The following is a 25,028-nucleotide window of genomic DNA, read 5'->3' as shown; positions in this document are numbered from 1 at the left end:
TCGAGGGTTATTCGCGCTGGCGCAGCGTGTGCCAGTCATGCTGCAGCAGGGAATAGCAGTTGAGGTCATGGAAGCGTCCGTCCCAGTATGCCTGCTCGCGGTGGACTCCTTCGAACCGGAAGCCAAGCCGTGTCGCGAGCCCGATTGAGGCCTGGTTATCTGGATGTGTTTCGGCCTGTACCCGGTGCAGGGACATGACATCGAACCCGTAGTCCAGGATGGCGCTGACGGCTTCGCGCATATAGCCTTGCTGCTGGTGCGCGCGCTTGATCTCGTAGCCGATCACGCAATTGCGCCAACTCTTGTTCCATCGGAACAGGCCGCAGGTGCCGATCAGCTGCCTGTCCTGCTTGCGCTCCAGGGCCCAGCGGAAGCCGGTGCCTGCGACAAACCAGCTTGCAAAAAGGTCGGCAAGGTGCTCGGCTTCGACGAGGCTGGTGATCGGGTCCACTCCATACCACTGCATCCATTCCACATCCGAATGGATGGAAAACAGCGCCGGCGCATCGGCCGGCACGATCTGGCGCAGGTTGAGCCGGCGGGTATGGAGAAGAGGGAATGCGTGTGGCATGTCTATCGATCATCCGGCCTTGCCCGGGCGGGGAAAGCGCCTTACCCGTGGAATCTTACCGCAGGACCGGTGGACCAGTACTCGCCCTCGGTCGGGTGATCCTTGCGCTCCACCATGCCGCGCGCCTGGAAGAGGGGGTGTGCGACGGCTTCATCCGCGCGCAGGATCGGCGTCACGCAGCAGTCAGCCCTGGCAAACTTGTCTGTCCAGGTCGCGAGCGTCTGCCCTGCGAAGATCGCATCGAGTTCCGCCTTCACTGCCATGGCGTCTTCGCCACCGACTTCCTGGCCCAGGCTCCAGTGGCGCGCTTTCAGGTCCGGGCGTTCGAGGACATCGCAGCAGCTTTCCCAGAACTTCAGTTCCAGCGCACCCACGGCCATGAAGCGTCCGTCGGCGGTGCGATAGACGTTGTAGCAGGGAACGCCGCCGGTGAGCAGGTCGCGGCCCGGTGGTGCCGGCCGGCCGAAGTTGTTGACGGCGACGAGCGGCATGATGTTGTGCGCGAATACCGCGTCGGTCATGGAAACGTCGACAAAACGGCCCTTGCCGCCGGCCTTGGCGCCGACAAGGGCCGCGAGGATGCCTTGCACCGCCGCCTGTGCGCCGCCGAGCAGGTCGCCGATCTGGAGGTTGGGCAGGGCGGGAACGCCGTCCGGTCCGACATTCTGTTCCAGCATGCCGGCGAGGCCGATGTAGTTGATGTCGTGTCCGGCGAGCTGTGCGAATGGTCCATCCTTGCCATAGCCTGAGATGGCACACATCACCAGGCGCGGATTGCGTTCGCGAAGTGTTTTCCAGCCAATGCCGAGCTTGTCCATCACGCCTGGCCGGAAACTTTCCACCACCACGTCGGCCGTCTCTACCATGCGAAGGAAGGTATCGCGCTGGGCGGCATCCTTGAGATCGAGACGCATGCCTTGCTTGCCGCGATTGACGGCAACGAAGAACTGCGACACCTCCTTGCGGACGTGGCCCATGGTGCGGGCATAGTCGCCAAGGCCGGGATCTTCGATCTTGATGACCTCAGCGCCCATGTCGGCCAGGTGCATGGTGGCGACCGGTCCGGGCAACAGCCGGGTGAGGTCGAGCACGCGGATACCCAGCAAGGGACGGTCGACAGCGTCGTTCATGCGTTTCCTCCTGTTTGTTGATGTTTGTCAGCCAGACAGTTTTTCCAGCGCGTCCTGTTGTTCCAGCCACTCGGTTTCGAGTTGTTCCAGTTCCTTCGCGATGTAGGCCTGGTCGAGGATCAGAGCCTTCAGTTCTTCCTTGTTGGCGTCGTCGTAGATGGACGGATCGGACAGGCGCGCATCCACTTCCCCCTTGCGCACGTTCAGCTTCGCCATTTGTTCATCGAGACGCTTGATCCTCGATTCGATGGGCTTGCGCAGGGCGGACAGGCGCTGACGTTCCTCCGCCTCCAGCCTGCGGCGTTCCTGGCGGTCTTCGCGCGATTCCGACGTTGTCGCGGTATTCTGTTGGGCGGACGGCTTTTCCGGGTCGACTGCGGGGGTGTCGCCTTTGCCCAGTTTTGTCTTGAACAGCCAGTCGCGGTAGTCGTCGAGGTCGCCGTCGAAGGGTTGCAGCTTGCCTTCTGCCACGATCATGAACTGGTCGGTAGTAGCCCGCAGCAGGTGGCGATCGTGGGACACGAGCACGAGCGTGCCTTCGAATTGCGCAAGCGCCATGGTGAGCGCTTCCCGCGTTTCGAGGTCGAGGTGGTTGGTGGGTTCGTCGAGCAGCAGCAGGTTGGGGCGTTGCCAAACGATCAGCGCGAGCGCGAGCCGGGCCTTTTCACCGCCGGAAAACGGGGCGATCTTGCTGGTGACCATCTCTCCGCCGAAATTGAATCCGCCGAGGAAATTGCGCAGTTCCTGTTCGCGCGTCGTCGGCGCAATGCGCGACAGATGCCACAGCGGCGATTCGTCGTGCCGCAGCATTTCCACCTGGTGCTGAGCGAAGTAGCCGATCGACAAGCCTTTGCCGAGCCGCATGTCGCCTGTCAACGCCTTGATTTCCCCGGCGATGGTCTTGACCAGGGTCGACTTGCCGGCACCGTTGACGCCCAGCAGGCCGATACGCTGCCCCGTCTGGAGGGAGAAGTTGATCCGCGAAACAATCGGCTTGTCGGTGACTTCGTGCGTGGACGGATCTTCCACGCGGTAACCGGCGACCGCATCCTCCATCACCAGCAGCGGATTGGGCGCACTGAGCGGCTCGCGGAACTCGAACGAGAATTCCGCCGCGGCGCGCAGGGGAGCGATTTCCTCCATCTTCGCCAGCATTTTCATCCGGCTCTGCGCCTGCCGTGCCTTGGTGGCCTTGGCCTTGAAGCGGTCGATGAAGGATTGCAGGTGGGCGCGTTGCCTCGCCTGCTTCTCGTAGGCTGCCTGCGTCAGCGCAATCTGCGCGGCGCGCTGCGTTTCGAAAGCGGAGTAATTGCCCGCGTAGCGCTTCAGCTTTCTGTCGTCGATATGCACGATCACATTCACGACGCCGTCGAGGAAATCGCGGTCGTGCGAAATGATGATCAGCGTGCCCGCATAACGCTTGAGCCAGTCTTCAAGCCAGATGATGGCGTCGAGGTCCAGGTGGTTGGTGGGTTCGTCCAGCAGCAGCAGGTCGGAAGGACACATCAGGGCCTGTGCGAGATTCAGGCGCATCCGCCAGCCGCCGGAAAAGCTCGCCACGGGTTGCTGCATCTGGTCCTGCGAGAAGCCAAGACCGGTCAGCAATTGCTCGGCGCGCGAGCGCACGGTATAGGCGTCCGCGTCAGCCAGCGCAGCGTGCAGTTCAGCGATGCGGGTGCCCTCGACATGGCAGCCCGATGTTCCTTCGAGTTCGGCCAGTTCCGCTTCAAGCCTGCGCAGGTTGGCGTCGCCGTCGATCGCGTATTCGATGGCCTGCCGGTCAAGCGCGGGCGTTTCCTGCGCCACGTAGGCCATGCGCCACTTTGCGGGGAAATCGACTTCCCCGAGGTCGGCATGCAGTTCGCCGCGCAGCATGGCAAACAGGCTGGACTTGCCTGCCCCGTTTGCACCGATGAGGCCGATCTTTTCTCCGGGGTTCAGCGTCAGGTCGACGCCTTCGAGCAGCGGCTTGATGCCGCGGGTCAGGCTGACTTGCTGGAAACGGATCATTGCGCGGTCAACTGGTCTGCGGTCAGCAGGAACACGGCGTCATCGCCGGCGCTGGTGGAAAGCCAGGTCAATTCAAGGTCGGCAAAGGCCGCCTCGGCGAATTCCCTTTCGTTGCCGATTTCAACGACCAGTACGCCATTGGGCGTGAGCCGTTCGGCGGCGCCCGCGACGATCTTGCGGACGAGATCCATGCCATCTTCTCCGCCGGCAAGTGCGATCTGCGGTTCGCGCAGGTATTCCTGCGGCAGCTTGCCCATCGACGTGGCGTTGACGTACGGCGGGTTGGTGACGATCAGGTCGTATTTCTTCTTGGGAACCTTTGCGTACAGGTCTGACTCGATCAGCGTGATGCGGTCTCCCAGTTCGTACTCGTCCACGTTGCGTTGGGCAACGGCAAGCGCGTCAGGGGAAATGTCGACGGCATCCACGGACGCATTCGGGAAGGCGTCGGCCAGCATGATGGGCAGGCAGCCGGAGCCGGTGCACAGTTCGAGAATGTTCTCGACCGATTCCGGATCGTCCACCCACGGCGAGAAGTGGTCGGGAATCAGTTCTGCAATGAAGGAGCGCGGGACGATGACGCGTTCGTCCACATAGAAACGATAGTCGCCCAGCCAGGCTTCGTTCGTGAGGTAGGCAGCGGGGACGCGGTCGGTAGCGCGGCGCTCGATGACTTTCATTACGGCGGCTGTTTCATCCGGCAGCAGGCGCGCATCGTAGAACGGTTCCAGCTTGTCGAGCGGAAGCTGGAGCGTATGCAGGATCAGGTAGGCCGCTTCGTCGAATGCGTTGCTGCTGCCATGGCCGAAAAACAGCTTGGCGGTATTGAACCGGGTGACCGCATAACGAAGCAGGTCGCGGATGGTGGTGAAGTCGTTTGGAGTCATGAGGAGGTTTGTGTCCGGTGCGGCATCGAGTGCCAGGGCCCTCTCCCGAAAGGAGAGGGCGGGGGAGGGTGTTACAGCAGGAGGTTTTCCAGGGTACGGCGATAGATGTTCTTCAGCGGATCGATGTAGCGCAGTTCGATGTGCTCATCGATCTTGTGGATGCTGCCGTTCGGCGGGCCGAACTCGATCACCTGCGGGCAGATCTGGGCGATGAAGCGTCCGTCCGAGGTACCGCCGGTAGTGGAAAGATCGGCATCCAGTCCCGTCTCGGCCTTGATCGCGGTCGTGAGCGCATCGCTCAGCTTGCCCCGCGGTGTCAGGAAGGGGCGGCCGCCGATGGTCCACTTGATATCGTACTCAAAGTCGTATTTGTTCAGGATCGCATGCACGCGCTTCTGCAGTCCGTCGACCGTGCTGGCCGTCGAAAAGCGGAAATTGAAATCGACCACGACTTCTCCGGGAATGACGTTGGTCGCGCCGGTGCCTGCATGGATGTTCGACATTTGCCAGGACGTGGGCAGGTAGTACTCGTTGCCATCGTCCCATTTCTCGGCGGCGAGCTCGGCCAGCGCGGGCGCGGCAAGGTGGATCGGGTTCTTCGCCAGTTGCGGATAGGCGATGTGCCCCTGGACGCCCTTGATGGTGAGCTTGCCGGACATCGAGCCGCGGCGGCCGTTCTTGATCACGTCGCCAAGCTGGTCGGTGGAGGTCGGTTCGCCGACGATGCAATAGTCGAGCTGCTCGTTGCGCGCCTTGAGCATGTCGCACACGATGACGGTGCCATCCGTCGCCGGACCTTCCTCGTCACTGGTCAGCAGGAATGCGATGGAGCCCGGGTGGGAAGGGTGGGCTGCGGTGAATTCCTCGACGGCGACGATCATCGCGGCAATCGACGTTTTCATGTCCGCGGCGCCGCGCCCGTAGAGTTTGCCGTCACGCTGCGTCGGGACAAAGGGATCGGATTGCCATTGGTCGAGCGGTCCGGTAGGCACGACGTCCGTGTGGCCGGCGAAAACGGCCAGGGGCTGGGTGGTGCCACGGCGCGCCCAGAGATTGGTCACGCCGCCGGATTCGATGGTTTCGCATTTGAAACCGAGCGGTTCCAGCAGTTCGATCAGGCGGCGCTGGCAGCCCTTGTCGTCCGGCGTTACGGAGGACAGGGCGATGAGTTCTTCGGTCAGCGCAAGTGTTTTGCTCATGGATTACTTGTTGAAAATCTGTTGGTAGTTGGCGTCGGAAAATCCGACGTGCGTCTGGCCGTTGTACTCCAGGACGGGGCGCTTGATGACCGAGGGCGATTCCAGCATCAATGCCGCGGCGCTGGATGCGTCGGCGACGGCGGTTTTGCGTTCATCCGGGAGGGCGCGCCAGGTCGTTCCCTTGCGGTTGACCAGCACATCCCATTCCACCTGCTTCAGCCAGCCGTCCACATGCGCCGGCGTGAGTCCGGCTTTCTTGAAGTCATGGAAGGTGTACGCAACGCCGTTCCGGTCCAGCCAGGTTCTTGCCTTCTTGACCGTATCGCAATTGGGGATGCCGTAGAGAGTGACTGTCATGGATCAAACGTTCAGCGTGAATTCAGTAAAGGTGGGACCTTCGTCCTTCTTCGGCTCCGGTTCCGGCTCGGCTTTCTTGCCCTGCGAATTGTTGATCAGCCAGTAGAGGTTGGTGGCCGAGTCGGCATTGGCCAGTGCCTCTTCCTGCGTGATCACGCCATCCTGGATGAGCTGCATCAGCGCCTGCTCGAAGGTCTGCGAACCAGGGGCCATGCTCTTCTCGAGTGCTTCCTTGATCTGGCTGATTTCGCCTTGCTCGATCAGTTCGGCGACATGGCGCGTATTCAGCAGCACTTCGACCGCGGCACGCCTGCCGCCATCCTTGGCCTGCACGAGGCGTTGCGAAATGATCGCCTTGATGGTGACCGAGAGGTCGACGAGCAGGGAGGGGCGTGTCTCCAGCGGATAGAAGTTGATGATGCGGGTCAGCGCCTGGTAGCTGTTGTTCGCATGCAGCGTCGCCACAACGAGGTGGCCGGACTGCGCATACGCCAGCGCGTTGCCCATGGTCTCCTTGTCGCGGATCTCGCCGATAAGGATGCAGTCGGGGGCCTGGCGCAGTGCGTTTTTCAGTGCAATGTGCAGGCTGTCGGCATCGGTGCCGATCTCGCGCTGGTTGACGATGGATTTCTTGTTGACGAACAGGAATTCGATCGGATCTTCCAGCGTCAGGATATGGCCGGTCTTGCTCGTATTGCGATGGTCGAGCATGGCCGCGATGGTGGTGGACTTGCCCGAGCCCGTCGAGCCCACGACAAGGATCAGGCCGCGCTTTTCCATGATGACTTCCGCCAGGACGGGCGGCACGTTCAGGTCGGCCAGGCGCGGAATCTCTCCCGGGATGAAACGGAACACGGCGGAAATGCTGCCCCGCTGGCGGAACGCGGAGAGACGGAAGCTGCCCACACCCGGCACGGGGATACCCATGTTGAGTTCGTTGTGGTCTTCCAGCTCCTGCATCTGCTTTGCGGAAGTGACTTCCGCCAACAGCGACTTGATGGTCGCGTTGTCCATTTTCTGCTGGTTGACGGGAAGCAGGTGTCCGTTGATCTTGATATGGATCGGCGAGTTCACGGTGATGAACAGGTCCGATGCCTTCTTGTCCTTCATCAGCTGGAACAGGCGGTCCATTGCCATGATGCTCTCCTAGGTGGCCAGATGAAAAAGGCCGCCGTCAGGCGGCCTGCCATCACACGATCAGGCGTCGCGCAGCAGTTCGTTGATGCCCGTCTTGGCGCGGGTCTTGGCGTCCACGCGCTTGACGATGACGGCGCAGTACAGGCTGTACTTGCCGTCGGCGGAGGGCAGGTTGCCCGAGACAACCACGGAACCGGCGGGCACGCGGCCGTAGGTGACTTCGCCGGTGGCGCGGTCATAGATCTTGGTCGACTGGCCGATGTACACGCCCATCGAAATGACCGAATTTTCTTCGACGATCACGCCTTCGACGATCTCGGAACGCGCGCCGATGAAGCAGTTGTCTTCGATGATGGTCGGGTTGGCCTGCATCGGCTCCAGCACGCCGCCGATGCCGACGCCGCCGGACAGGTGGACGTTCTTGCCGATCTGTGCGCAGGAACCGACGGTGGCCCAGGTATCGACCATTGCGCCTTCATCGACATAGGCGCCGATGTTGACGTAGGACGGCATCAGCACGACGTTCTTGCCAATGAAGCTGCCACGGCGGGCAACAGCCGGCGGTACCACGCGGAAGCCGCCCTTGGCGAAATCCTCGGCGGTGTAATTGGCGAACTTGGTCGGAACCTTGTCATAGAACTGCATGCTGCCGCCGGCCGGCATCGGCACGTTGTCTTCCAGGCGGAAGGACAGGAGCACCGCCTTCTTGATCCACTGGTTCACCACCCAGCTGCCGCTGTCCTTCTGCGCCACGCGCAGCGTGCCTTGGTTGAGCTGCTCCAGGACGTGGGCGACGGCGTCGCGCACTTCCGCGGGGGCGGACTTCGGAGAAAAATTGGCGCGGTCTTCCCAGGCCTGGTCAATGATCTGCTGGAGTTGTTGAGTCATTTGCTTTGCTTCTCAAGTTGATGGATCAGGATAATTTCTTGGTGAATTCGACGATGCGTTGCGCTGCTTCGAGGCATTCATCCACCTCGGCCACCAGCGCCATGCGGATGCGATTCTGTCCCGGGTTGATGCCATGCGCTTCGCGCGCCAGATAACTTCCAGGCAACACCGTCACATTATATTCGGCGTACAGGCGCTTCGCGAACTCGGTATCGGACATGCCGTTGTAACGGTCGACCTTGGCCCAGAGGTAGAAACTGGCATCGGGAAGGCGTACGTCGAGCACTTCTTCCAGCAAGGGTGTGACCTGGTTGAATTTTGCGATGTACTTCGCGCGGTTTTCCTCGACGTGCTGTTCGTCATTCCAGGCAGCGACCGATGCGGCCTGCACGGACGGGCTCATTGCGCTGCCGTGGTAGGTGCGGTAAAGCAGGTATTTCTTCAGGATTTCGGCGTCGCCCGCGACGAAGCCGGAACGCATGCCGGGAACATTCGAGCGCTTGGACAGGCTGGAGAACGACACCAGGCGCGGATAGCCGGTGCGGCCCAACTTGTGCGCTGCTTCCATGCCGCCCAGCGGAGCGTCGGACTTGAAGTAGATCTCCGAGTAGCATTCGTCCGACGCAATGACAAAGCCGTATTTGTCCGACAGGTCGAACAGTTCCTTCCAGTCGTCCAGGTTCAGGACGGCGCCGGTCGGGTTGCCGGGCGAGCAGATATAGAGCAACTGGACGCGCGGCCAGATGTCGGCGGGCACGCTCTTGAAGTCCGGTGCGAAGTTGCGCTCCGGATCGGAATTCACGAAGTACGGCTGCGCGCCGGACAGGTAGGCCGCGCCTTCATAGATCTGGTAGAAGGGATTCGGACACATCACCAGCGCATCACCCCCGGTCGGGTCGATCACCGTCTGCGCCAATGCAAACAAGGCTTCGCGCGATCCGTTCACTGGCAATATCTGTGTCGCAGCATCAATCTTCGGCAACCCGTACCGCCGTTCGAGCCAGCCCGCGATGGCTGCACGCAATGCATCGGAGCCCGCAGTCGTCGGATAGCTTGCCAGTCCGACAAGATTGTCGGTCAAGGCTCTTTTGATCAGCGCCGGCGTCGGATGCTTCGGCTCCCCGATGCCGAGGCTGATGGGCGCATAGGCGGCATTCGGTTTCACGCCCGCGAACAGTTGCTTCAGTTTTTCGAAGGGATAGGGTTGTAATTTGTTTAACAGCGGATTCACGGGGAAGGGCTCGGCTGGAAAGAGGTGGGATGCAAAAAGACCAAAGGCGGCATTATACCGTCGGCGTCCCACCTGCGCCGGAGGGATTTCCCTAGGCAAAAGTGATGATCCAGGGATGTGAAATGTTATGATAGGCCCCTTTCCCGGGGCGGCATCAAGCGCCTGCTTCAACTAGCCAGGAACAGTCGATAAAGTGCGTCTAAATTCCATTAAATTATCCGGATTCAAGTCCTTCGTCGATCCGACCAACTTCCAGGTGCCGGGCCAGCTGGTAGGTGTGGTGGGGCCGAACGGTTGCGGCAAGTCCAACATCATGGACGCGGTGCGCTGGGTGCTGGGCGAATCCAAGGCGTCCGAGTTGCGCGGCGAATCGATGCAGGACGTCATCTTCAACGGTTCGACCAGCCGCAAGCCTGCGGGCCGCGCTTCCGTCGAACTCGTCTTCGACAACAGCGACGGCCGCGCCGCCGGCCAATGGAGCCAGTACGCCGAGATCGCCGTCAAGCGCACACTCACCCGCGACGGCACCTCGACGTACTACATCAACAACCAGGCGGTGCGCCGCCGTGACATCCAGGACATCTTCCTTGGCACCGGTCTCGGTCCGCGCGCCTACGCGATCATCGGCCAGGGCATGATTTCGCGCATCATCGAGGCGCGTCCGGAAGACCTGCGCATCTTCCTCGAAGAGGCTGCGGGCGTGTCCAAGTACAAGGAACGCCGCCGGGAAACAGAAAACCGCCTGCACGATACCCGCGAGAACCTCACACGTGTCGAGGACATCCTGCGCGAACTCGGCACCAATCTCGAAAAGCTGGAAGCCCAGGCCGCCGTCGCGCAGAAGTTCCGCGAGCTGCAGGCCGACCAGGACGAGAAGCAGAAGCTGCTCTGGCTGCTGCGCAAGAACGAAGCCAAGTCGGAGCAGGAAAAGTACTTCCGCGACATCGAGCGCGCGCAGACCGAACTCGAAGAGCAGACCGCAAAATTGCGCCACGTCGAAACGGAGCTGGAGCATATGCGCCAGGCGCACTATGCGGCCGGCGACCGCATGCACACGGCGCAGGGACACCTGTACCAGACCAATTCGGAAATCGGCAGCCTCGAGGCGCAGATCAAGTTCGTCATCGAATCGCGCAACCGCCTGCAATCCCAGCTGAATTCCCTGACCGCCCAGCGCGACCAGTGGCAGCGCCAGGGCCAGCAACAGCAGGAGGAACTCGAGGAAGCGGAAATGCACCTCGAGGAACATGGCTTGCGCGTCGAACAGGCGCAACAGGCCGCGCAGACGCAGCACGACAACTTGCCGGCGCTTGAGCAGGCATGGCGCGAGGCTCAGTTGGCGACCACCGAGTCGCGCGGCAAGATCATGCAGGTCCAGCAGCAGATCGAACTGGAATCGGCGCACCAGCGCAATGCATCCAGCATCCTCGCCAACCTGGCTTCCCGCAAGGAGCGCCTGCAGCAGGAAAAGAACGGCATGGCCATGCCGGACACCGCGCACCTGAGCAACCTGAAGATGCAGCTTGAGGAAAAACAGGCGGCACTCGAGGAAGCCAGGGAGCAACTCGAATCGGCGCAGGAGCAGCAACCGCAGCTCGAAGAAGAACGCCGCGCCGCACAGCAGCAGCTGAACACCGAGACCGCCAACAACGCGCAGCTCGAGGCACGTCTCGCCGCGCTGAAGCAGCTTCAGGAAAATGTGCAGACGCAGGGCAAGGTCCAGCCCTGGTTGAAAAAGCACGAGCTCGGCGAGCTGCCGCGCCTGTGGCAAAAGCTGCATATCGACCAGGGCTGGGAAACTGCGCTGGAATCCGTACTGCGCGAACGTACTTCCGCGCTGGAAATGTCGAATCTGGATTGGGCAAAGGCTTTCTTCAACGACGCGCCGCCCGCCAAGCTGGCATTGTTCACGCCGAATGCCGCGGGTGCGCCGACGCCGGTCGAGGCGCCTGCCGGCTTGAAGCCGTTCATCGGCCTGCTGCAATTGAACGATCCCGGATTGCGCGCGCTGATGCAGGACTGGCTGCACAACGTCTTCATTGCCGAGGACACCAATTCCGCATTCGTCGACCGCGCCAAGTTGCCGGTCGGCGGCTACTTCGTCACGAAGCAGGGCCACGTCATCGGCAAGACCAGCGTTCGTTTCTATGCCTCCGATTCAGAGCAGGATGGCATGCTCGGGCGCCAGCAGGAAATCGAAAACATCACCAAGCAATTGCGCGCGCAGCAAATGCTCGCCGACGAGGCAAAATCGCGCGCCGTTCGCGCAGAATCCGCGCTTACGCAAGCGACGCAACGCCTCGGCGAACTGCGCCAGCGCGTCACCCAGCTGACGCAGACGGTGCATGGACTTCAGCTCGAAGTGATGAAGCTTTCCGAGGTGCAGGACCGTTTCAACCAGCGCAGTACCCAGATCGACTCCGACCTCGCGGAAATTGCCGCGCAGGAGGCTGAACAGCAACAGACGAAGGCGGAATCCGAAGAGAAGTTCGAGCAGCTCGACATCGAACTGGCCGAACTGCAGGAAAAACACGAGACCGGCCAGACCGATTACCTTGCCAAGGAGCAGCAGCTCAACGATGCCCGCTTGCGCCTGCGCGAACTTGAACGCGCTGCGCAGGAAGCAGAATTCGCCGAAAAGGCACATCGCAACAAGATTGAAGAGCTGAAGCGCAGCATCGCAACGGCGCTGGAGCAGTCCGCCCGGCTGTTTGCGAGCATGCAGCAGGGAAGCCTGGAGCTTGAGAGCCTCGACGACCAGGCAGCGCAGGCCGGTCTGCAGGATCTGCTCGAGAAACGCAGCGACCAGGAGCGCGCGCTTGCCGATGCGCGCCATGAACTTGACCAGTTGACCCAGCAGCTGCGCCATGCGGAAGAGTCGCGCCTGCAAGCCGAACGCAGCCTTCAGCCGCAACGCGACAAGATCATGGAACTGCAACTGAAGGAGCAGGCGGCACGCCTGAACCAGGAGCAGTATGCGCAGCACCTCATTGAAGCGCAGGCGGATGAAGCGGCGCTCGCAGAAAAGCTGAACAGCGATCTTCGTCCTTCCTATCTGCAGGGCGAAGTCACACGCCTGACCAATGCGATTGCCGCGCTCGGCGCCGTGAACCTTGCGGCGCTCGACGAGCTTGCCGAAGCCTCGGAGCGCAAGAAGTTCCTCGATTCCCAGCATGCCGACCTGACCGAAGCGATCACGACGCTGGAAGATGCGATCAACAAGATCGACAAGGAAACGCGCGAATTGCTGCAGGATACCTTCGACAAGGTGAACAAGCATTTCGGAGAACTGTTCCCGGTCCTGTTCGGCGGCGGCCAGGCGAAGCTCATCATGACCGGCGAGGAAATCCTCGATTCAGGCGTGCAGGTGATGGCGCAACCCCCGGGCAAGAAGAACGCGACGATTCACCTGCTGTCGGGCGGCGAAAAGGCGCTCACCGCGACTGCGCTCGTGTTTTCGATGTTCCAGCTCAATCCGGCGCCGTTCTGCCTGCTGGACGAGGTGGATGCGCCGCTGGACGACGCCAATACCGAGCGCTTCTGCAACATGGTCAAGCGCATGTCGTCGCAGACACAATTCCTCTTCATTTCGCACAACAAGATCGCCATGGAAATGGCCCAGCAACTCATCGGCGTCACGATGCAGGAACAGGGCGTATCCCGGATTGTCGCGGTGGATATGGAAGCGGCTGCGAATTTTGCGGCGGAGGCGCAGGCAGCCTGATGCGTGGAATTGTTTGCGTGCGTCCGTCGGATGCACGCAAACATCAATGCGGCCGGTTTAATTGCGTGCGGAGCGCGCCAGTGCGGCGCGTTTTTGGTAGTAGGCAACATTCATCTGCGCTTCCCGTGCTCGCTGCTGTTCCACGTCGGCGCAGATCAGGTAATGCTGCTCGGCGCGTTGCAACCACCAGCGCTGGATTGATCGCACAATCGGACTGATGGACATCATTGCGAGTTGCTGGAATTTGAATTCTTTCGGAGTGGAAATGTCGAAGCCTGAGTTGGCGGAGCGCATGTTCATTCCTGTTGTATTGCCTGACTGGCGCTGGGTGCTGCCTGGGCGCGCGTGGGCTTCCTCGCTGGCATAGGCACGGGCCATGCTCGCGCTTGTTCCATATTGAGATTCCATGCAATCCTCCAGATAAGAAAGGAATTTCCTGGTGTTTCGGCGTGGAGGCCGAAACGTGGTTCAGCAATGACAGTGCGCGCGCTTTGCTACTGAAAAATGTCGCTGCGGAATAGTTGTTATTCTATTGTTCACGACATTCCGCCTGTATTGATGAACGTCAACGGGCCGGAACCGATGTTTCGGCAAGGATCAATTCCTGGTGAACATTTTTAAATGGACCGCAAGAAAGACTGCATCGCGTTGCAGCCTGTCTTGCTTGACAACTTTATTGACCGACACTACTCTCAGCCCGGTACCGGCGAGGGTAGTATCCTCGCCCCCAAGCCATTCTTCGCCCATGGCGCGCGGTTGGCTTCTACCTGGATGCACAAATGACCCGATCACTGATTTCCGGATGGCATGGTTTCCATCCTTTCCCCATTGAGGTACGTGAGGCATGACGGAACTGCAAATGAGCCTCATGGCCATCGGCGGCACGATTGTCGTTGGCGTGATCAGCTATAACAAGTGGCAAGAGTACAAGGCGCGGAAGAGTGTGCAGCGTGCCTTTTCCTCGGAGCATGACGACGTGCTCATGAATCCTTCGGACGTTCCTTCCGGCACAAGGCAGGAACCGACGCTGGCGCCCGGTGCGGAAGCTGTTGCCGGGATGCCGGCCGCTGCCCATGAGGACGAACAGATCGAGGCGCTGGTTGAAGTGCCGCAGAAAGAACTGCCGGTGGACGATCTCATCGACTGCTCGATTTCGCTCACGCTTCAGGCGCCTCAGCGCGGGGAGAAGATCCTGCAAAAGCTGCAGTCCCTGCGGCACGTCGGGAACAAGGCGGTTCATTTCATCGGCCAGCGCGAAGACAGCAGCTGGGAGCCTGTTGCTCATGGCGGACAGTACTACGGACTTTTCGCCGGCGTGCAGCTGGCGAACCGCAGCGGTGCGCTGAATGAAATTGAATACTCCGAGCTGATCACGCGCTTGCGCCAGCTCGCTGACGAACTGGACGCGGACCTCGACGTCCCCGACATGGCGCACGTCATGGCACGGGCGCGGTCACTGCACCAGTTCGTCGCCGAGTACGACGCGCAGCTAAGTGTCAACGTGCAATCGAAAGGCGCGCCATGGGCGATCAATACCCTGCTTGCGGCACTCGAACGCCAGGGTTTTGATCTGCGCCCCGACGGCCGGCTTGTCATGCCCGACGGCGATGGCGGCATCCTCTTCTCTCTTTCCACCAATGTGACGCTCGCGGCCGAAACGACGTCACGCCTGACCTTGTTGCTGGACGTGCCCCGCGTGGCGCCGCAACGTGACGGTTTCGGTGCGATGACGGCGTGTGCGCGCATGCTTGCCTCCCGGCTGGACGGCGTGGTCGTGGACGACGGCAACCAGCCCCTGGCAGAACCTGCGCTGGCTGAAATTGCCGAACAGGTGACAGCGTTCTACAACCACATGGAAACCGCGAACATCCCGGCAGGATCCACGCGCGCATTGCGCCTGTTCAGCTGACGAATGCAACCCGACCTGTTTCCCGGTTCCCCCGGGACAACCCATTGGCAGGAGCGGGCCGCTTGGTTGCGGGCCGAGCTGCATCGCCACAACCATGCCTACTACGCACTCGACAATCCGACCATTCCCGATGCGGAGTACGACAAGCTGTTCCGCGAGCTGGTCGAACTGGAGCAGGCGCATCCCGAACTGATGACGGCTGACTCGCCGACGCAGCGCGTCGGCGGCAAGCCCCTGCCGCAGTTCGAGCCGGTACGGCATGCGATACCGATGCTGTCGATCCGTACCGAGACCGATACCACCGAAGCCGGTGCCATTGCGTTCGACGCCAGGCTTAGGCGCGAACTCGCACTGGACGCCGAAGCGGCGCAGCTCGAATATGCCGTGGAGCTCAAATTCGACGGACTGGCGCTGAATTTGCGCTACGAGAACGGCATCCTCGTCAGGGCAGCAACGCGTGGAGACGGTGCGACCGGCGAGGATGTTACCCAGAACATTCGGACGATCCGCCAGATTCCGCTGCGCCTGGAGAATTGCGAGGCTCCCGTGCTTGAGGTGCGCGGCGAAGTCTATATGCGCCGCGATGCATTCGAGCGCATGAACGAGCGCCAGCGTGAAAAAGGCGAGAAGACGTTCGTCAATCCCCGCAATGCAGCCGCGGGAGCCGTCCGCCAGCTCGATCCGGCGATTGCCGCACAGCGTCCCCTCAGTTTTTTTGCCTATGGCCTTGGGGACGTACAGGGCTGGCAGACACCCGAGACGCACAGCGGTACCCTCGATGCCCTGGCAGCAATGGGCATGCCAGTCAATGCCGAGCGCAGGGTCGTCGCCGGCGCATCGGGCCTGGCAGAGTTCTACAAGTACGTTGCCGCCATTCGCGACACGCTTCCCTTCGACATCGACGGTGTCGTCTACAAGGTCAACAGCTTTGCCTTGCAGCGTCGCCTCGGGTTTGTATCCCGCGAGCCGCGCTGGGCCGTGGCGCACAAGTATCCGGCGCAGGAGCAGATGACGGTGGTGCGCGACATCGATGTCCAAGTGGGGAGGACGGGCAAGCTGACGCCGGTGGCCAAGCTGGAGCCGGTATTCGTCGGCGGCGTGACAGTGACCAACGCCACGCTTCACAACGAGGATGAAACACGCCGCAAGGATGTTCGCATCGGCGACACAGTGATTGTGCGCCGTGCGGGCGATGTCATCCCCGAAGTTGTCTCCGTCGTGCTGGAGCGGCGGCCCGCTGCGGTCGGCCAGCCGTTCGACATGTTCCAGCGACTGGAAGGCAAATGCCCGGTGTGTGGCAGCCATATCGACCGCGAGGAAGGCGAGGCGGACTGGCGGTGTACCGGCGGCCTGGTCTGCGCCGCGCAGCGAAAGCAGGCGATTGCGCATTTTGCCGGCCGCCGCATGATGGATATCGAAGGGCTGGGCGATCGCTACATCGAGAACCTCGTCGACCTTGGTTACGTGCACAGCATCGCCGACCTGTACCGGCTGACACTGGACGATCTCCTCGAGATGAAGCGCCGCGCCGACGAGCGTGATGGCATCACGCCGGAAACGGTGCAAAAAGGAAAGATTGCGACGAAGTGGGCAGAGAATCTGATCGATGCCATCGAGGCGAGCAAGAACCCGCCGCTGGAGCGGCTGCTGTTCGCCCTTGGCATCCGCCATGTCGGCGAAACGACGGCCAAGACGCTCGCGGACTGGCTGGGCAGCCTGGCCAACATTCGCCAGGCGCCGGTCGCCTTGCTCCGTGTCCTGCCTGACATTGGCGACACCGTTGCCGAATCGATTTCTGAATTCTTCGCCGAGGAGCGGAACCAGCAGGCAATCGACAAATTGCTGGCGGCGAATGTAAAGCCGCGTGACGAGCATCCGCCCAGTGCAAAGTTGCGCGAAAAGCTGGGACAGGCGGAATTGCTCGCGGCGTTGCGTATTCCGAAGTTCACCGAAACGCGTTGCCGCCAGGCTGCGGAACAGGGGGCGGATATCTCCTCGCTTGGCGAGATTCCGGTTTCCGACAGCATCGATCTGCCAAAGAACATCAAGGAGTCGATCGCCATGTGGATTGCCGAGAGCGATCATGCTGCGCAGGTCGCTCATTTGGATGCCGTTCGTCGAAACCTGCTTGATCAGTTGCCTGCAGGCGCGGCGGCCGAGGAGGGACATCTTGCCGGCAAGACCTTTGTGTTGACCGGCACGCTTCCCGACCTGACGCGCGACGAGGCGCAGGCCCGTATCGAGGCAGCCGGCGGCAAGGTGTCCGGTTCGGTATCGAAAAAGACATCCTTCGTCGTCGCCGGCGAGGAAGCGGGAAGCAAGTTGACCAAGGCCCAGGACCTGGGTGTCCCGGTGATCGATGAAGCTGCATTGCTCAGGATGCTGGAAGAAAAATGACACGAGTACGGAAAGCCGTCTTCCCGGTTGCAGGACTTGGCACGCGCTTCCTTCCGGCGACGAAAGCCCAGCCGAAGGAAATGCTGCCGGTAGTGGACAAGCCCTTGATTCAATATGCGGTCGAGGAGGCGGTCGCCGCCGGCATTACCCAGATGGTCTTCATCACCGGGCGCAACAAGCGCGCCATCGAAGACCATTTTGACTCTGCCAACGAGCTTGAACTGGAGCTGGAAGCAGGGGGCAAGACAGAGCTGCTGGACATCCTGCGCAATGCCGTGCCGAAGGACATCCATTGCATCTACATGCGGCAGCCGGCGCCGCTCGGGCTCGGACACGCCGTGCTTTGCGCCCGTCCGGTCGTCGGAACCGAACCCTTTGCCGTCTTGCTGGCGGACGACCTGATGGACGTGGACACCGGTTGCAAATCGGTTCTTGGCCAGATGCTCGATGCTTATTCCAGCGAAGGGGCGAGCATCCTTGCTGTGCAGGATGTGCCGCGAGAAGAAACCAGACAGTACGGCATCGTCAGTACGAGTCCCTGCAAAGAACGATTGGCGCTGGTGCGCGGCATCGTCGAAAAGCCGGCTCCGGAACAGGCGCCATCCACGCTCGGTGTCGTCGGGCGCTACGTCCTGAACAACAGTATCTTTGATTATCTCGAACGCATCGGAAAAGGCGCCGGCGGCGAAATCCAGCTGACGGACGGTATTGCGCAGCTCATGCAGCATGAGCGCGTGATGGCATATCGCTTCGATGGCCGGCGGTATGACTGCGGGTCGAAGCTCGGCTACCTGCAGGCGACCGTAGCCATGGGGCTGAAACATCCCGAAATGGGGCCCGCGTTCGCACACTATCTGGAACAACTGAAATGACTGTCCGCGAAATCCTCAAGATGGGCGATCCGCGCCTGTTGCGCCAGGCGGAAGCCGTGACGCAGTTCGACACTCCGGAGCTGCATGCATTGATCGCCGACATGTTCGATACGATGCGCGCGGCTAACGGGGCCGGGCTTGCCGCGCCGCAGATTGGTGTCAATCTGCAGCTGGTTATCTTCGGCTTCCAGCAGAATGTGCGCTACCCGGATGCACCCCCGGTGCCGGAGACGGTCCTGATCAACCCGGTCCTCAAGCCGTTATCGGACGAGATGGAGGAGGGCTGGGAGGGCTGCCTTTCCGTTCCCGGCCTGCGCGGCGTGGTGCCGCGCTGGAACCGGTTGCACTACGCAGGCGTAGACCAATACGGCGCGGCGATCAGCCGTGAGGCGGAAGGATTTCATGCGCGTGTAGTGCAGCATGAATGCGATCACCTTGCCGGGATTCTTTATCCAATGCGGATCAAGGATTTTTCACGGTTCGGCTACGTCGATATCCTGTTCCCGGGACTGGATGCCAGCGCCGACGACTAGAATTGCTCGTCGCTGCCGAGATAGCGCCACTGGCCAACTGGCAGTTCGCCCAGCTTGACGCGGCCGATCCGCACGCGCTTGAGCCCGAGGACCTTGAGGCCGACCGCTTCGCACATGCGCCGGATCTGGCGCTTCTTTCCTTCCCGCAGCACGAAATTCAACTGGTCGTCATTCTGCCACCGCACCTTGGCCGGCAGCAGCTTCTTCCCGTCGAGCGACAGGCCGTGGTTGAGCAGCTTGAGGTCGGAATCCGGAAGCTTGCCCGGCCTGGTGTACTGGACGCGCACAAGGTATTCCTTTTCGATGGAGGTGTCCTCGCCGATCAACTGCTTGGCGATGCGCCCGTCCTGCGTCAGCACGAGCAGGCCGACCGAATCGATGTCGAGCCGTCCCGCAGGCACGAGGCTGCGCAAGTGGCTGGGATGGAACTGGATCGGCGCCTTGTCTTCCTTCCACCGGCTGTCGGCGGAGACGATGGTCACGGCCGGCTTGTAGCCATCTTCTGCCTGTCCGCTGACGAAGCCGACCGGCTTGTTCAGGAGCACCGTGACGCGCTTCGCTTGCTGCGCCGATGCCTGGCGTTCGATCGTGATGCGCTGGTTCGGCAGGACTTTGCTGCCGAGTTCGGAAATGATTTTTCCGTCGACGCGCACCCATCCGCGTTCAATCCATTCATCCGCCTCGCGGCGTGAGCAAAGCCCGAGCTCGGACATGCGTTTGGACAGGCGTACTGGTTCGTTCATGGTGATGCAGGGGAAAAGGGTTAGATGCGAAGCGCGTCCAGCAGGTCGGTTTCGAGCTGGATCTGGCTGCGCGCATTATGGAGCATCGGCCCGTCTACCAGGAACACGTCTTCCACGCGCTCGCCCAAAGTCATGATCTTCGCGGTGTGCAGGTTGACGCGGTACTTCGCCAGGACATTGGCAATGGAATACAGCAGGCCGTTGCGGTCGTTAGCGGACACGGACAGAAGGTAGTATTGCCCCTTTTCATCCGGACGAAGGTCAACGGTCGGCGTGATCGGGAAGGTACGCGAAAGCCGCGACAGGCGGCCCTTGGTCGGTGGCGGCAGCGGTGTACTCGATTCCAGCAGTTCGGTCAGTTCGTGTTCGATGAGGCTGATGATGTCGCGGTAATTGTTCGCAAACGCCGGTTCGGTCACAAGGAACGTATCCAGCGCGTAGCCGTGTCTTGTCGTATGGATCTTGGCGTCGAGGATGCTGAAGTTTTTCTTGTCGAAGTAGCTGCAGATGCGCGCAAACAGATCCGGCTGGTCCTTCACATAGACTGCCACCTGCACGCCTTCGCCGATCGGGGCAAGGCGGGATTTCACGACCGGCGTCGGGCTATCCATCTTGTTGTAGAGCGAGCGCGTCTGCCATGCAATGTCGGCGGCATCGTGACGCAGGAAATAGGCGACGTCGAGCTGTTGCCAGAGCCGTTGATGCGCATCCTGCGGCAGGCCATACAGGCGGAGCGTCTTGAGTGCCGCTTCCTGGCGGTTGTGCAACTCATGGTCGGTCGACGGATCTTCGCCGCCGAGCACGCGCAGCGTCATCTTGTAAAGGTCTTCCAGCAGCTTGCCCTTCCATGCATTCCACACTTTCGGGCTGGTGCCGCGGATGTCGGCAACCGTCAGCAGATAGAGCGCCGTGAGGTGCCGCTCATCCTTCACAAGGGTTGCGAAATTGCGGATCACATCCGGGTCGGACAAGTCCTGCTTCTGCGCGACCTGGGACATCGACAGATGGTGTTCGACAAGGAAGACCACGAGTTCGCAATCCTCTCTCGAGAGGCCGTGCTCCCTGGCGAACTTGCGCGCATCGGCCATGCCGAGTTTCGAATGGTCGCCGCCCCGGCCCTTCGCGATGTCATGGAAGAGGGCCGCGATGTACAGCAGCCAGGGCTGCGCGAAGTTCGCCATGAGCTGGCTGCAGAACGGATACTCGTGCGCGTGCTCCGTCATCGTGAAGCGGCGCACGTTGCGCACCACCATCAGGATGTGCTGGTCGACGGTGTACACGTGGAAGAGGTCGTGCTGCATCTGGCCGATGATGCGGCGGAAGTTCGGCAGGTAGCGGCCGAGGATGCTGGTCTGGTTCATCCCGCGCAGTGCGTGGGTAATTCCTTGCGGCGCTTTCAGGATCTGCAGGAAGAGGGCGCGGTTCGCCGGATCGCGGCGGAACTTGCTGTCGATCTTGAAGCGGGCGTGCCAGAGGGCGCGCAAGGTGCGAGCCGTCATTCCTTTGAGCTCCGAATGCTGTGCGATCAGCAAAAACACTTCCAGCATCGCAGACGGCGTTGCCTCAAAGGTGTCGTCACGAGCGATATCGATGAGACCGTGGATTTCGTTGAAGCGCTCGTTGATCGGCTGGGGGGAGCCGGGCTGCGGAAACAGTTGCGCCTCGATGTTCTGCAGCAGGATGGTATTCAGCTGAGTGACGGCCTTGGCTGCCCAGTAATAGTGCTGCATCAGATATTCGCTGGCACGGCGCGTTTCCGTTGTCTCGAATCCGAAGGTTTCGGCGATTGGCGTCTGGACGTCGAAGACTAGTCGGTCTTCCCGGCGGCCCGCATGGATGTGCAGGCGGATACGGATGTCCTTGAATGCACGCTCCTTCTGCGTCAGTTGCCGTGCTTCCGTGGGGGTGATCAGCCCGCGTTCCGCCAGTTTGCGCCACGAATCCCCAAGGCCTGCCGCCTTGGCCACCCAGAGGATGACCTGCAGATCGCGCAGGCCGCCCGGGCTTTCCTTGCAGTTTGGTTCGAGGCTGTAAGGCGTGTCCTCGTACTTGACGTGACGCTGGCGCATCTCGAGCGTTTTCGCCTGGAAGAAGGCCTGTGGATTGATGGCCGCAGTATGGCGCTCCTGCAGGAATTGGAACAGCTTGCGATTGCCAGTGACGAGACGGCTCTCCAGCAGGCTGGTTTGGACGGTAATGTCGGCCGCGGATTCCGTCAGGCACTCGTCAACCGTCCGGATGCTGTGGCCGATTTCGAGGCCGATATCCCAGAAAAGCTGAACCAGTTCCTCGAGCTTTCCCTGAAGCGCAGTGTCCGGCGCGGCATCGAGCAGGATGAGAACGTCGACATCCGAATGCGGAAACAATTCGCCGCGGCCATAGCCACCGACAGCGACAAGCGCCGCACTCGAAGGAAGCATAAAGCTCTGCCACGCGTGGATGAGCGCTGCGTCGACATTCTGGCGCAGCTGCGTCAGCAGCTTTTCCGGTTTTCCGTCTGCCCGGAATGCCGCTATTGCTGCCTGGCGCTCTGCTTTCAACTGCTCCTTGAGCGTCATTGCAAGAGATGCCATGTACGCTACGCAGTAACGGTTTGAGCCGGGTTTGCTTGCTGGATGAAAGCGGGTGGGGGCGGCATGCCGGCGGACACGGTGAGCACTTCGTAGCCGGTCTCCGTCACCAGCACGGTGTGTTCCCATTGTGCGGAGAGGCTGCGATCCTTGGTCTTGATGGTCCAGCCGTCGCCCATCTCGCGGATTTCCCGGCGTCCGGCATTGATCATCGGCTCGACCGTAAAAATCATGCCAGGAAGCAATTTTTCAAGCGTGCCCGGCCGGCCGTAATGAAGAACTTGCGGCTCTTCATGAAAAACCTTTCCGATTCCGTGGCCGCAGAATTCACGAACGATACTGTAGCCGGCCTTCTCGGCGTGCTGTTGAATGACGTAGCCGATATCGCCCAGATGAGCCCCGGGCTTGATCCTGGAAATGCCGAGCCACATGCATTCGTAAGTGATTTCCGTTAATCGTTTGGCAAGAATGGAGGGCTCGCCCACAAAAAACATGCGGCTCGTATCGCCGTGATATCCGTCCTTGATGACCGTAATGTCAATATTGATGACATCGCCGTTCTTGAGCGCCTTGTCGCCCGGAATGCCATGGCAGACCACATCGTTGACCGAGGTGCAGATTGCCTTGGGATAGGGGGTATAACCCGGCGGGCAGTAGTTCAACGGCGCAGGGATGGTTCCCTGGACATTGGTCATGTATTCGTGGCAGAGACGATCAAGTTCGCCGGTCGTGACGCCGGGTTTGACGTAAGGTGTAATGAAATCAAGTACTTCGGCAGCCAGGCGCCCGGCTACGCGCATGCCCTTGATGTCGTCTTCGGTTTTGATAGTGATGGAACCCATGGCAAGCAACGATACGCCAGAAAGCGTAAATAATAGTCAATTGGGAATTATAGACGACGCACGTTTCGCCCGCTTGGGAATAGCGTTCCCCAGCTTGAATAATTCATTGAAATTAAGGTAGAATCTCGGGTTAGCTTGAAATGACTTCAAGTGAAACCGTTTGAAAATCGCGAATCCGGTCCCAAAGGGTGCCCAACCAAGGGTGACTGATCGGATTCCAGACCTAACCCTGGAGAAATTCATGTCCGTTACCATGCGCGAAATGCTGGAAGCCGGTGTCCATTTCGGTCACCAAACCCGCTTCTGGAACCCCAAGATGGCCCCGTATATCTTCGGTCATCGCAACAAGATCCATATCGTCAACCTGGAAAAGACCCTGGGTATGTACCAGGAGGCGATGAAGTACATTCGCCAACTCGCTGCCAACCGCGGCAACATCCTGTTCGTCGGCACCAAGCGTCAGGCGCGCGAAATCCTCGCTGCTGAAGCCCAGCGCGCAGGCATGCCCTACGTCGACCAGCGCTGGCTCGGCGGCATGCTGACCAACTTCAAGACCATCAAGACCTCGATCAAGCGCCTGAAGGACATGGAAGCGGCAATCGAAGACGGTTCCGTCGAGAAGATGAGCAAGAAGGAAGCGCTGATGTTCCAGCGCGAGATGGAAAAGCTGCAGAAGTCTATTGGCGGCATCAAGGATATGGGTGGCATTCCTGACGCTATCTTCGTCATCGACGTCGGCTACCACAAGGGCGCCATCACCGAAGCCACCAAGCTGGGTATCCCGGTCATCGGCGTGGTCGATACCAACCACTCCCCGGAAGGCGTGACCTACGTCATCCCGGGCAATGACGACTCCTCCAAGGCGATCACACTCTACGCTCGCGGCGTGGCAGATGCGATCCTGGAAGGCCGTGCCAACGCCACTACCGAAGTGCTGGAAGCAGTCAAGGGCGGCGCCGACGAATTCGTCGAGGTCAACGAGCAGGCCTAAGGCCCTGTGCCTGAAGTGTCGGGCTTCAAAGAAGGGGCAACAGCGGTTCGCCCCTTTTTTTTAGCCGGCTTGAACGTATTTTGATTGAACGCGTCCGAACAGACGCTCACTGAATTGAGGAGAAAGACATGGCGGCAATTACCGCAGCGATGGTAGGCGAACTGCGCGCAAAGACCGACGCGCCGATGATGGAATGCAAAAAAGCACTGACCGAAGCCGACGGCGACCTGGCCCGTGCTGAAGAGATCCTGCGCGTGAAACTGGGCAGCAAGGCATCCAAGGCTGCTTCCCGCATCACCGCTGAAGGCGTGGTTGCAGTTTCGATTTCCGGTGGCGTGGGCGCCATCATCGAAGTCAACTGCGAAACCGACTTCGTGACCAAGAACGACGAATTCATCGCACTGGCCAACACCGCAGCCAAGCTGGTCGCCGAGAAAAATCCGGCCGACGTCGCTGCGCTGTCCGCGCTGCCGGTCGACGGCAAGCCCCTGGAAGAAGTGCGCGCTGCACTGGTTGGCAAGATCGGCGAGAACATGTCGTTCCGCCGCTTCAAGCGTTACGACACCGGCTCCAAGCTGGTTTCTTACCTGCATGGCACGCGTATCGGCGTGCTGGTCGAGTACGACGGCGCGGATGAGCAGGTTGGCAAGGACGTCGCAATGCACATCGCAGCGATGAAGCCGGTTGCCCTGTCGTCCAACGACGTTCCGGCAGACCTGATCGAGACCGAGCGTTCGATCGCTGCACAGAAGGCAGCCGAGTCCGGCAAGCCGGCCGACATCGTCGCCAAGATGGTGGAAGGCAGCGTGCAGAAGTACCTGAAGGAAGTCTCCCTGCTGAACCAGGCATTCGTCAAGAATGACAAGCAGACCGTCGAGCAGATGCTGAAGGCAACGAACACCACCGTGAAGTCGTTCACGATGTTCGTCGTCGGCGAGGGCATCGAGAAGAAACAGGATGACTTCGCGGCAGAGGTTGCCGCACAGGTTGCAGCAGCCAAGCAGGCGTAAGCAAGAAAAGCGGGCCGAAAGGCCCGT

At 60.8% G+C, this 25,028-nt stretch carries 20 protein-coding genes; 7 read left to right on the top strand and 13 right to left on the bottom strand.

All coding sequences use genetic code 11. The features are described from left to right. Positions 1-7: 7 nt before the first annotated feature. From AC3WOY_RS02155 to dapC, 9 genes are all read right to left on the bottom strand, one after another. On the bottom strand, positions 8-571 hold the full coding sequence (locus AC3WOY_RS02155) for a GNAT family N-acetyltransferase (protein WP_492420731.1): 564 nt from the start codon (positions 569-571) through the stop codon (positions 8-10). 41 nt (positions 572-612) lie between these two features. Continuing rightward, positions 613-1,701 (bottom strand): CaiB/BaiF CoA transferase family protein, encoded by a 1,089-nt coding sequence (locus AC3WOY_RS02150; protein WP_492420730.1) that lies wholly within the window; start codon positions 1,699-1,701, stop codon positions 613-615. Positions 1,702-1,728: 27 nt separating this feature from the next. Then, the gene (locus AC3WOY_RS02145; RefSeq protein ID WP_492420729.1) at positions 1,729-3,711 is read right to left on the bottom strand and encodes an ATP-binding cassette domain-containing protein; all 1,983 of its coding nucleotides are present in this window, start codon (positions 3,709-3,711) and stop codon (positions 1,729-1,731) included. Next, positions 3,708-4,598: a 50S ribosomal protein L3 N(5)-glutamine methyltransferase gene (gene prmB, locus AC3WOY_RS02140; protein WP_492420728.1), complete on the bottom strand. Its 891-nt coding sequence runs from the start codon at positions 4,596-4,598 to the stop codon at positions 3,708-3,710. Before prmB ends, AC3WOY_RS02145 begins: the two co-directional genes overlap by 4 nt. 71 nt (positions 4,599-4,669) lie before the next feature. Next, complete coding sequence (gene dapE, locus AC3WOY_RS02135; protein WP_492420727.1) at positions 4,670-5,797, bottom strand: succinyl-diaminopimelate desuccinylase; 1,128 nt, start codon at positions 5,795-5,797, stop codon at positions 4,670-4,672. Positions 5,798-5,800: 3 nt separating this feature from the next. Further along, positions 5,801-6,154, bottom strand: coding sequence for an ArsC family reductase (locus AC3WOY_RS02130; protein WP_492420726.1), 354 nt, complete (start codon positions 6,152-6,154; stop codon positions 5,801-5,803). Positions 6,155-6,157: 3 nt separating this feature from the next. Next, complete coding sequence (locus AC3WOY_RS02125) at positions 6,158-7,291, bottom strand: PilT/PilU family type 4a pilus ATPase (RefSeq protein WP_492420725.1); 1,134 nt, start codon at positions 7,289-7,291, stop codon at positions 6,158-6,160. Between the two features lie 60 nt (positions 7,292-7,351). Next, positions 7,352-8,179 carry a 2,3,4,5-tetrahydropyridine-2,6-dicarboxylate N-succinyltransferase gene (dapD, locus tag AC3WOY_RS02120; protein ID WP_420475082.1) on the bottom strand — a complete coding sequence of 276 codons (828 nt, stop codon included), beginning with the start codon at positions 8,177-8,179 and terminating at the stop codon, positions 7,352-7,354. Positions 8,180-8,204: 25 nt separating this feature from the next. After that, on the bottom strand, positions 8,205-9,410 hold the full coding sequence (gene dapC, locus AC3WOY_RS02115) for a succinyldiaminopimelate transaminase (RefSeq protein ID WP_492420724.1): 1,206 nt from the start codon (positions 9,408-9,410) through the stop codon (positions 8,205-8,207). Positions 9,411-9,603: 193 nt separating this feature from the next. Between dapC and smc the strand changes: the two genes are divergently transcribed. After that, positions 9,604-13,134 (top strand): chromosome segregation protein SMC, encoded by a 3,531-nt coding sequence (smc, locus tag AC3WOY_RS02110; RefSeq protein ID WP_492420723.1) that lies wholly within the window; start codon positions 9,604-9,606, stop codon positions 13,132-13,134. Between the two features lie 57 nt (positions 13,135-13,191). On the opposite strand, the gene AC3WOY_RS02105 is transcribed toward smc, so the two are convergent. After that, positions 13,192-13,542 (bottom strand): hypothetical protein, encoded by a 351-nt coding sequence (locus AC3WOY_RS02105; RefSeq protein ID WP_492420722.1) that lies wholly within the window; start codon positions 13,540-13,542, stop codon positions 13,192-13,194. 436 nt (positions 13,543-13,978) lie between these two features. Here AC3WOY_RS02105 and AC3WOY_RS02100 point away from each other — a divergent pair, with 436 nt between their 5' ends. The 4 genes from AC3WOY_RS02100 to def are packed head-to-tail and all read left to right on the top strand — an operon-like array spanning position 13,979 to position 18,845. After that, positions 13,979-15,043 carry a cell division protein ZipA C-terminal FtsZ-binding domain-containing protein gene (locus AC3WOY_RS02100; protein ID WP_492420721.1) on the top strand — a complete coding sequence of 355 codons (1,065 nt, stop codon included), beginning with the start codon at positions 13,979-13,981 and terminating at the stop codon, positions 15,041-15,043. A gap of 3 nt (positions 15,044-15,046) precedes the next feature. Next, complete coding sequence (ligA, locus tag AC3WOY_RS02095) at positions 15,047-17,440, top strand: NAD-dependent DNA ligase LigA (RefSeq protein ID WP_492420720.1); 2,394 nt, start codon at positions 15,047-15,049, stop codon at positions 17,438-17,440. Next, positions 17,437-18,312, top strand: coding sequence for a UTP--glucose-1-phosphate uridylyltransferase GalU (gene galU, locus AC3WOY_RS02090; RefSeq protein ID WP_492420719.1), 876 nt, complete (start codon positions 17,437-17,439; stop codon positions 18,310-18,312). The genes ligA and galU overlap by 4 nt, the downstream gene beginning before the upstream one ends. Further along, entirely contained in the window at positions 18,309-18,845 is a 537-nt protein-coding gene (gene def, locus AC3WOY_RS02085; RefSeq protein WP_492420718.1) for a peptide deformylase, read from the top strand. The genes galU and def overlap by 4 nt, the downstream gene beginning before the upstream one ends. Here the strand turns inward: def and AC3WOY_RS02080 are convergent. The 3 genes from AC3WOY_RS02080 to map are packed head-to-tail and all read right to left on the bottom strand — an operon-like array spanning position 18,842 to position 23,000. Further along, a complete protein-coding gene (locus AC3WOY_RS02080; protein ID WP_492420717.1) occupies positions 18,842-19,588 on the bottom strand; it encodes a pseudouridine synthase in 747 nt (248 codons plus the stop codon). The two genes, def and AC3WOY_RS02080, sit on opposite strands and share 4 nt — an antisense overlap. Positions 19,589-19,608: 20 nt before the next feature. Further along, on the bottom strand, positions 19,609-22,161 hold the full coding sequence (locus AC3WOY_RS02075) for a [protein-PII] uridylyltransferase (RefSeq protein ID WP_492420716.1): 2,553 nt from the start codon (positions 22,159-22,161) through the stop codon (positions 19,609-19,611). A 5-nt stretch (positions 22,162-22,166) separates the two neighbouring features. Continuing rightward, entirely contained in the window at positions 22,167-23,000 is an 834-nt protein-coding gene (gene map / locus AC3WOY_RS02070; protein WP_492420715.1) for a type I methionyl aminopeptidase, read from the bottom strand. A gap of 241 nt (positions 23,001-23,241) precedes the next feature. Here map and rpsB point away from each other — a divergent pair, with 241 nt between their 5' ends. Beyond that, positions 23,242-23,991: a 30S ribosomal protein S2 gene (gene rpsB / locus AC3WOY_RS02065; RefSeq protein WP_492420714.1), complete on the top strand. Its 750-nt coding sequence runs from the start codon at positions 23,242-23,244 to the stop codon at positions 23,989-23,991. A 128-nt stretch (positions 23,992-24,119) separates the two neighbouring features. Continuing rightward, positions 24,120-25,001, top strand: a complete 882-nt coding sequence (tsf, locus tag AC3WOY_RS02060) for a translation elongation factor Ts (RefSeq protein ID WP_492420713.1) — start codon at positions 24,120-24,122, stop codon at positions 24,999-25,001. Positions 25,002-25,028 lie beyond the last annotated feature (27 nt).

The organism is Noviherbaspirillum sp. FW303-A3, assembly GCF_058788695.1.
The sequence above is the reverse complement of the archived record's forward strand: the minus strand, read 5'-3'. Positions and strand labels throughout refer to the sequence as shown.

Bases quoted from the DNA above. Each gene is read 5' to 3' on its own strand.
- AC3WOY_RS02155 (WP_492420731.1), bottom strand. From the start codon at position 571: ATGCCACACGCATTCCCTCTTCTCCATACCCGCCGGCTCAACCTGCGC.
- AC3WOY_RS02150 (WP_492420730.1), bottom strand. From the start codon at position 1,701: ATGAACGACGCTGTCGACCGTCCCTTGCTGGGTATCCGCGTGCTCGAC.
- AC3WOY_RS02145 (WP_492420729.1), bottom strand. From the start codon at position 3,711: ATGATCCGTTTCCAGCAAGTCAGCCTGACCCGCGGCATCAAGCCGCTG.
- prmB (WP_492420728.1), bottom strand. From the start codon at position 4,598: ATGACTCCAAACGACTTCACCACCATCCGCGACCTGCTTCGTTATGCG.
- dapE (WP_492420727.1), bottom strand. From the start codon at position 5,797: ATGAGCAAAACACTTGCGCTGACCGAAGAACTCATCGCCCTGTCCTCC.
- AC3WOY_RS02130 (WP_492420726.1), bottom strand. From the start codon at position 6,154: ATGACAGTCACTCTCTACGGCATCCCCAATTGCGATACGGTCAAGAAG.
- AC3WOY_RS02125 (WP_492420725.1), bottom strand. From the start codon at position 7,291: ATGGCAATGGACCGCCTGTTCCAGCTGATGAAGGACAAGAAGGCATCG.
- dapD (WP_420475082.1), bottom strand. From the start codon at position 8,179: ATGACTCAACAACTCCAGCAGATCATTGACCAGGCCTGGGAAGACCGC.
- AC3WOY_RS02105 (WP_492420722.1), bottom strand. From the start codon at position 13,542: ATGGAATCTCAATATGGAACAAGCGCGAGCATGGCCCGTGCCTATGCC.
- AC3WOY_RS02100 (WP_492420721.1), top strand. From the start codon at position 13,979: ATGACGGAACTGCAAATGAGCCTCATGGCCATCGGCGGCACGATTGTC.
- ligA (WP_492420720.1), top strand. From the start codon at position 15,047: ATGCAACCCGACCTGTTTCCCGGTTCCCCCGGGACAACCCATTGGCAG.
- galU (WP_492420719.1), top strand. From the start codon at position 17,437: ATGACACGAGTACGGAAAGCCGTCTTCCCGGTTGCAGGACTTGGCACG.
- def (WP_492420718.1), top strand. From the start codon at position 18,309: ATGACTGTCCGCGAAATCCTCAAGATGGGCGATCCGCGCCTGTTGCGC.
- AC3WOY_RS02080 (WP_492420717.1), bottom strand. From the start codon at position 19,588: ATGAACGAACCAGTACGCCTGTCCAAACGCATGTCCGAGCTCGGGCTT.
- AC3WOY_RS02075 (WP_492420716.1), bottom strand. From the start codon at position 22,161: ATGGCATCTCTTGCAATGACGCTCAAGGAGCAGTTGAAAGCAGAGCGC.
- map (WP_492420715.1), bottom strand. From the start codon at position 23,000: ATGGGTTCCATCACTATCAAAACCGAAGACGACATCAAGGGCATGCGC.
- rpsB (WP_492420714.1), top strand. From the start codon at position 23,242: ATGTCCGTTACCATGCGCGAAATGCTGGAAGCCGGTGTCCATTTCGGT.
- tsf (WP_492420713.1), top strand. From the start codon at position 24,120: ATGGCGGCAATTACCGCAGCGATGGTAGGCGAACTGCGCGCAAAGACC.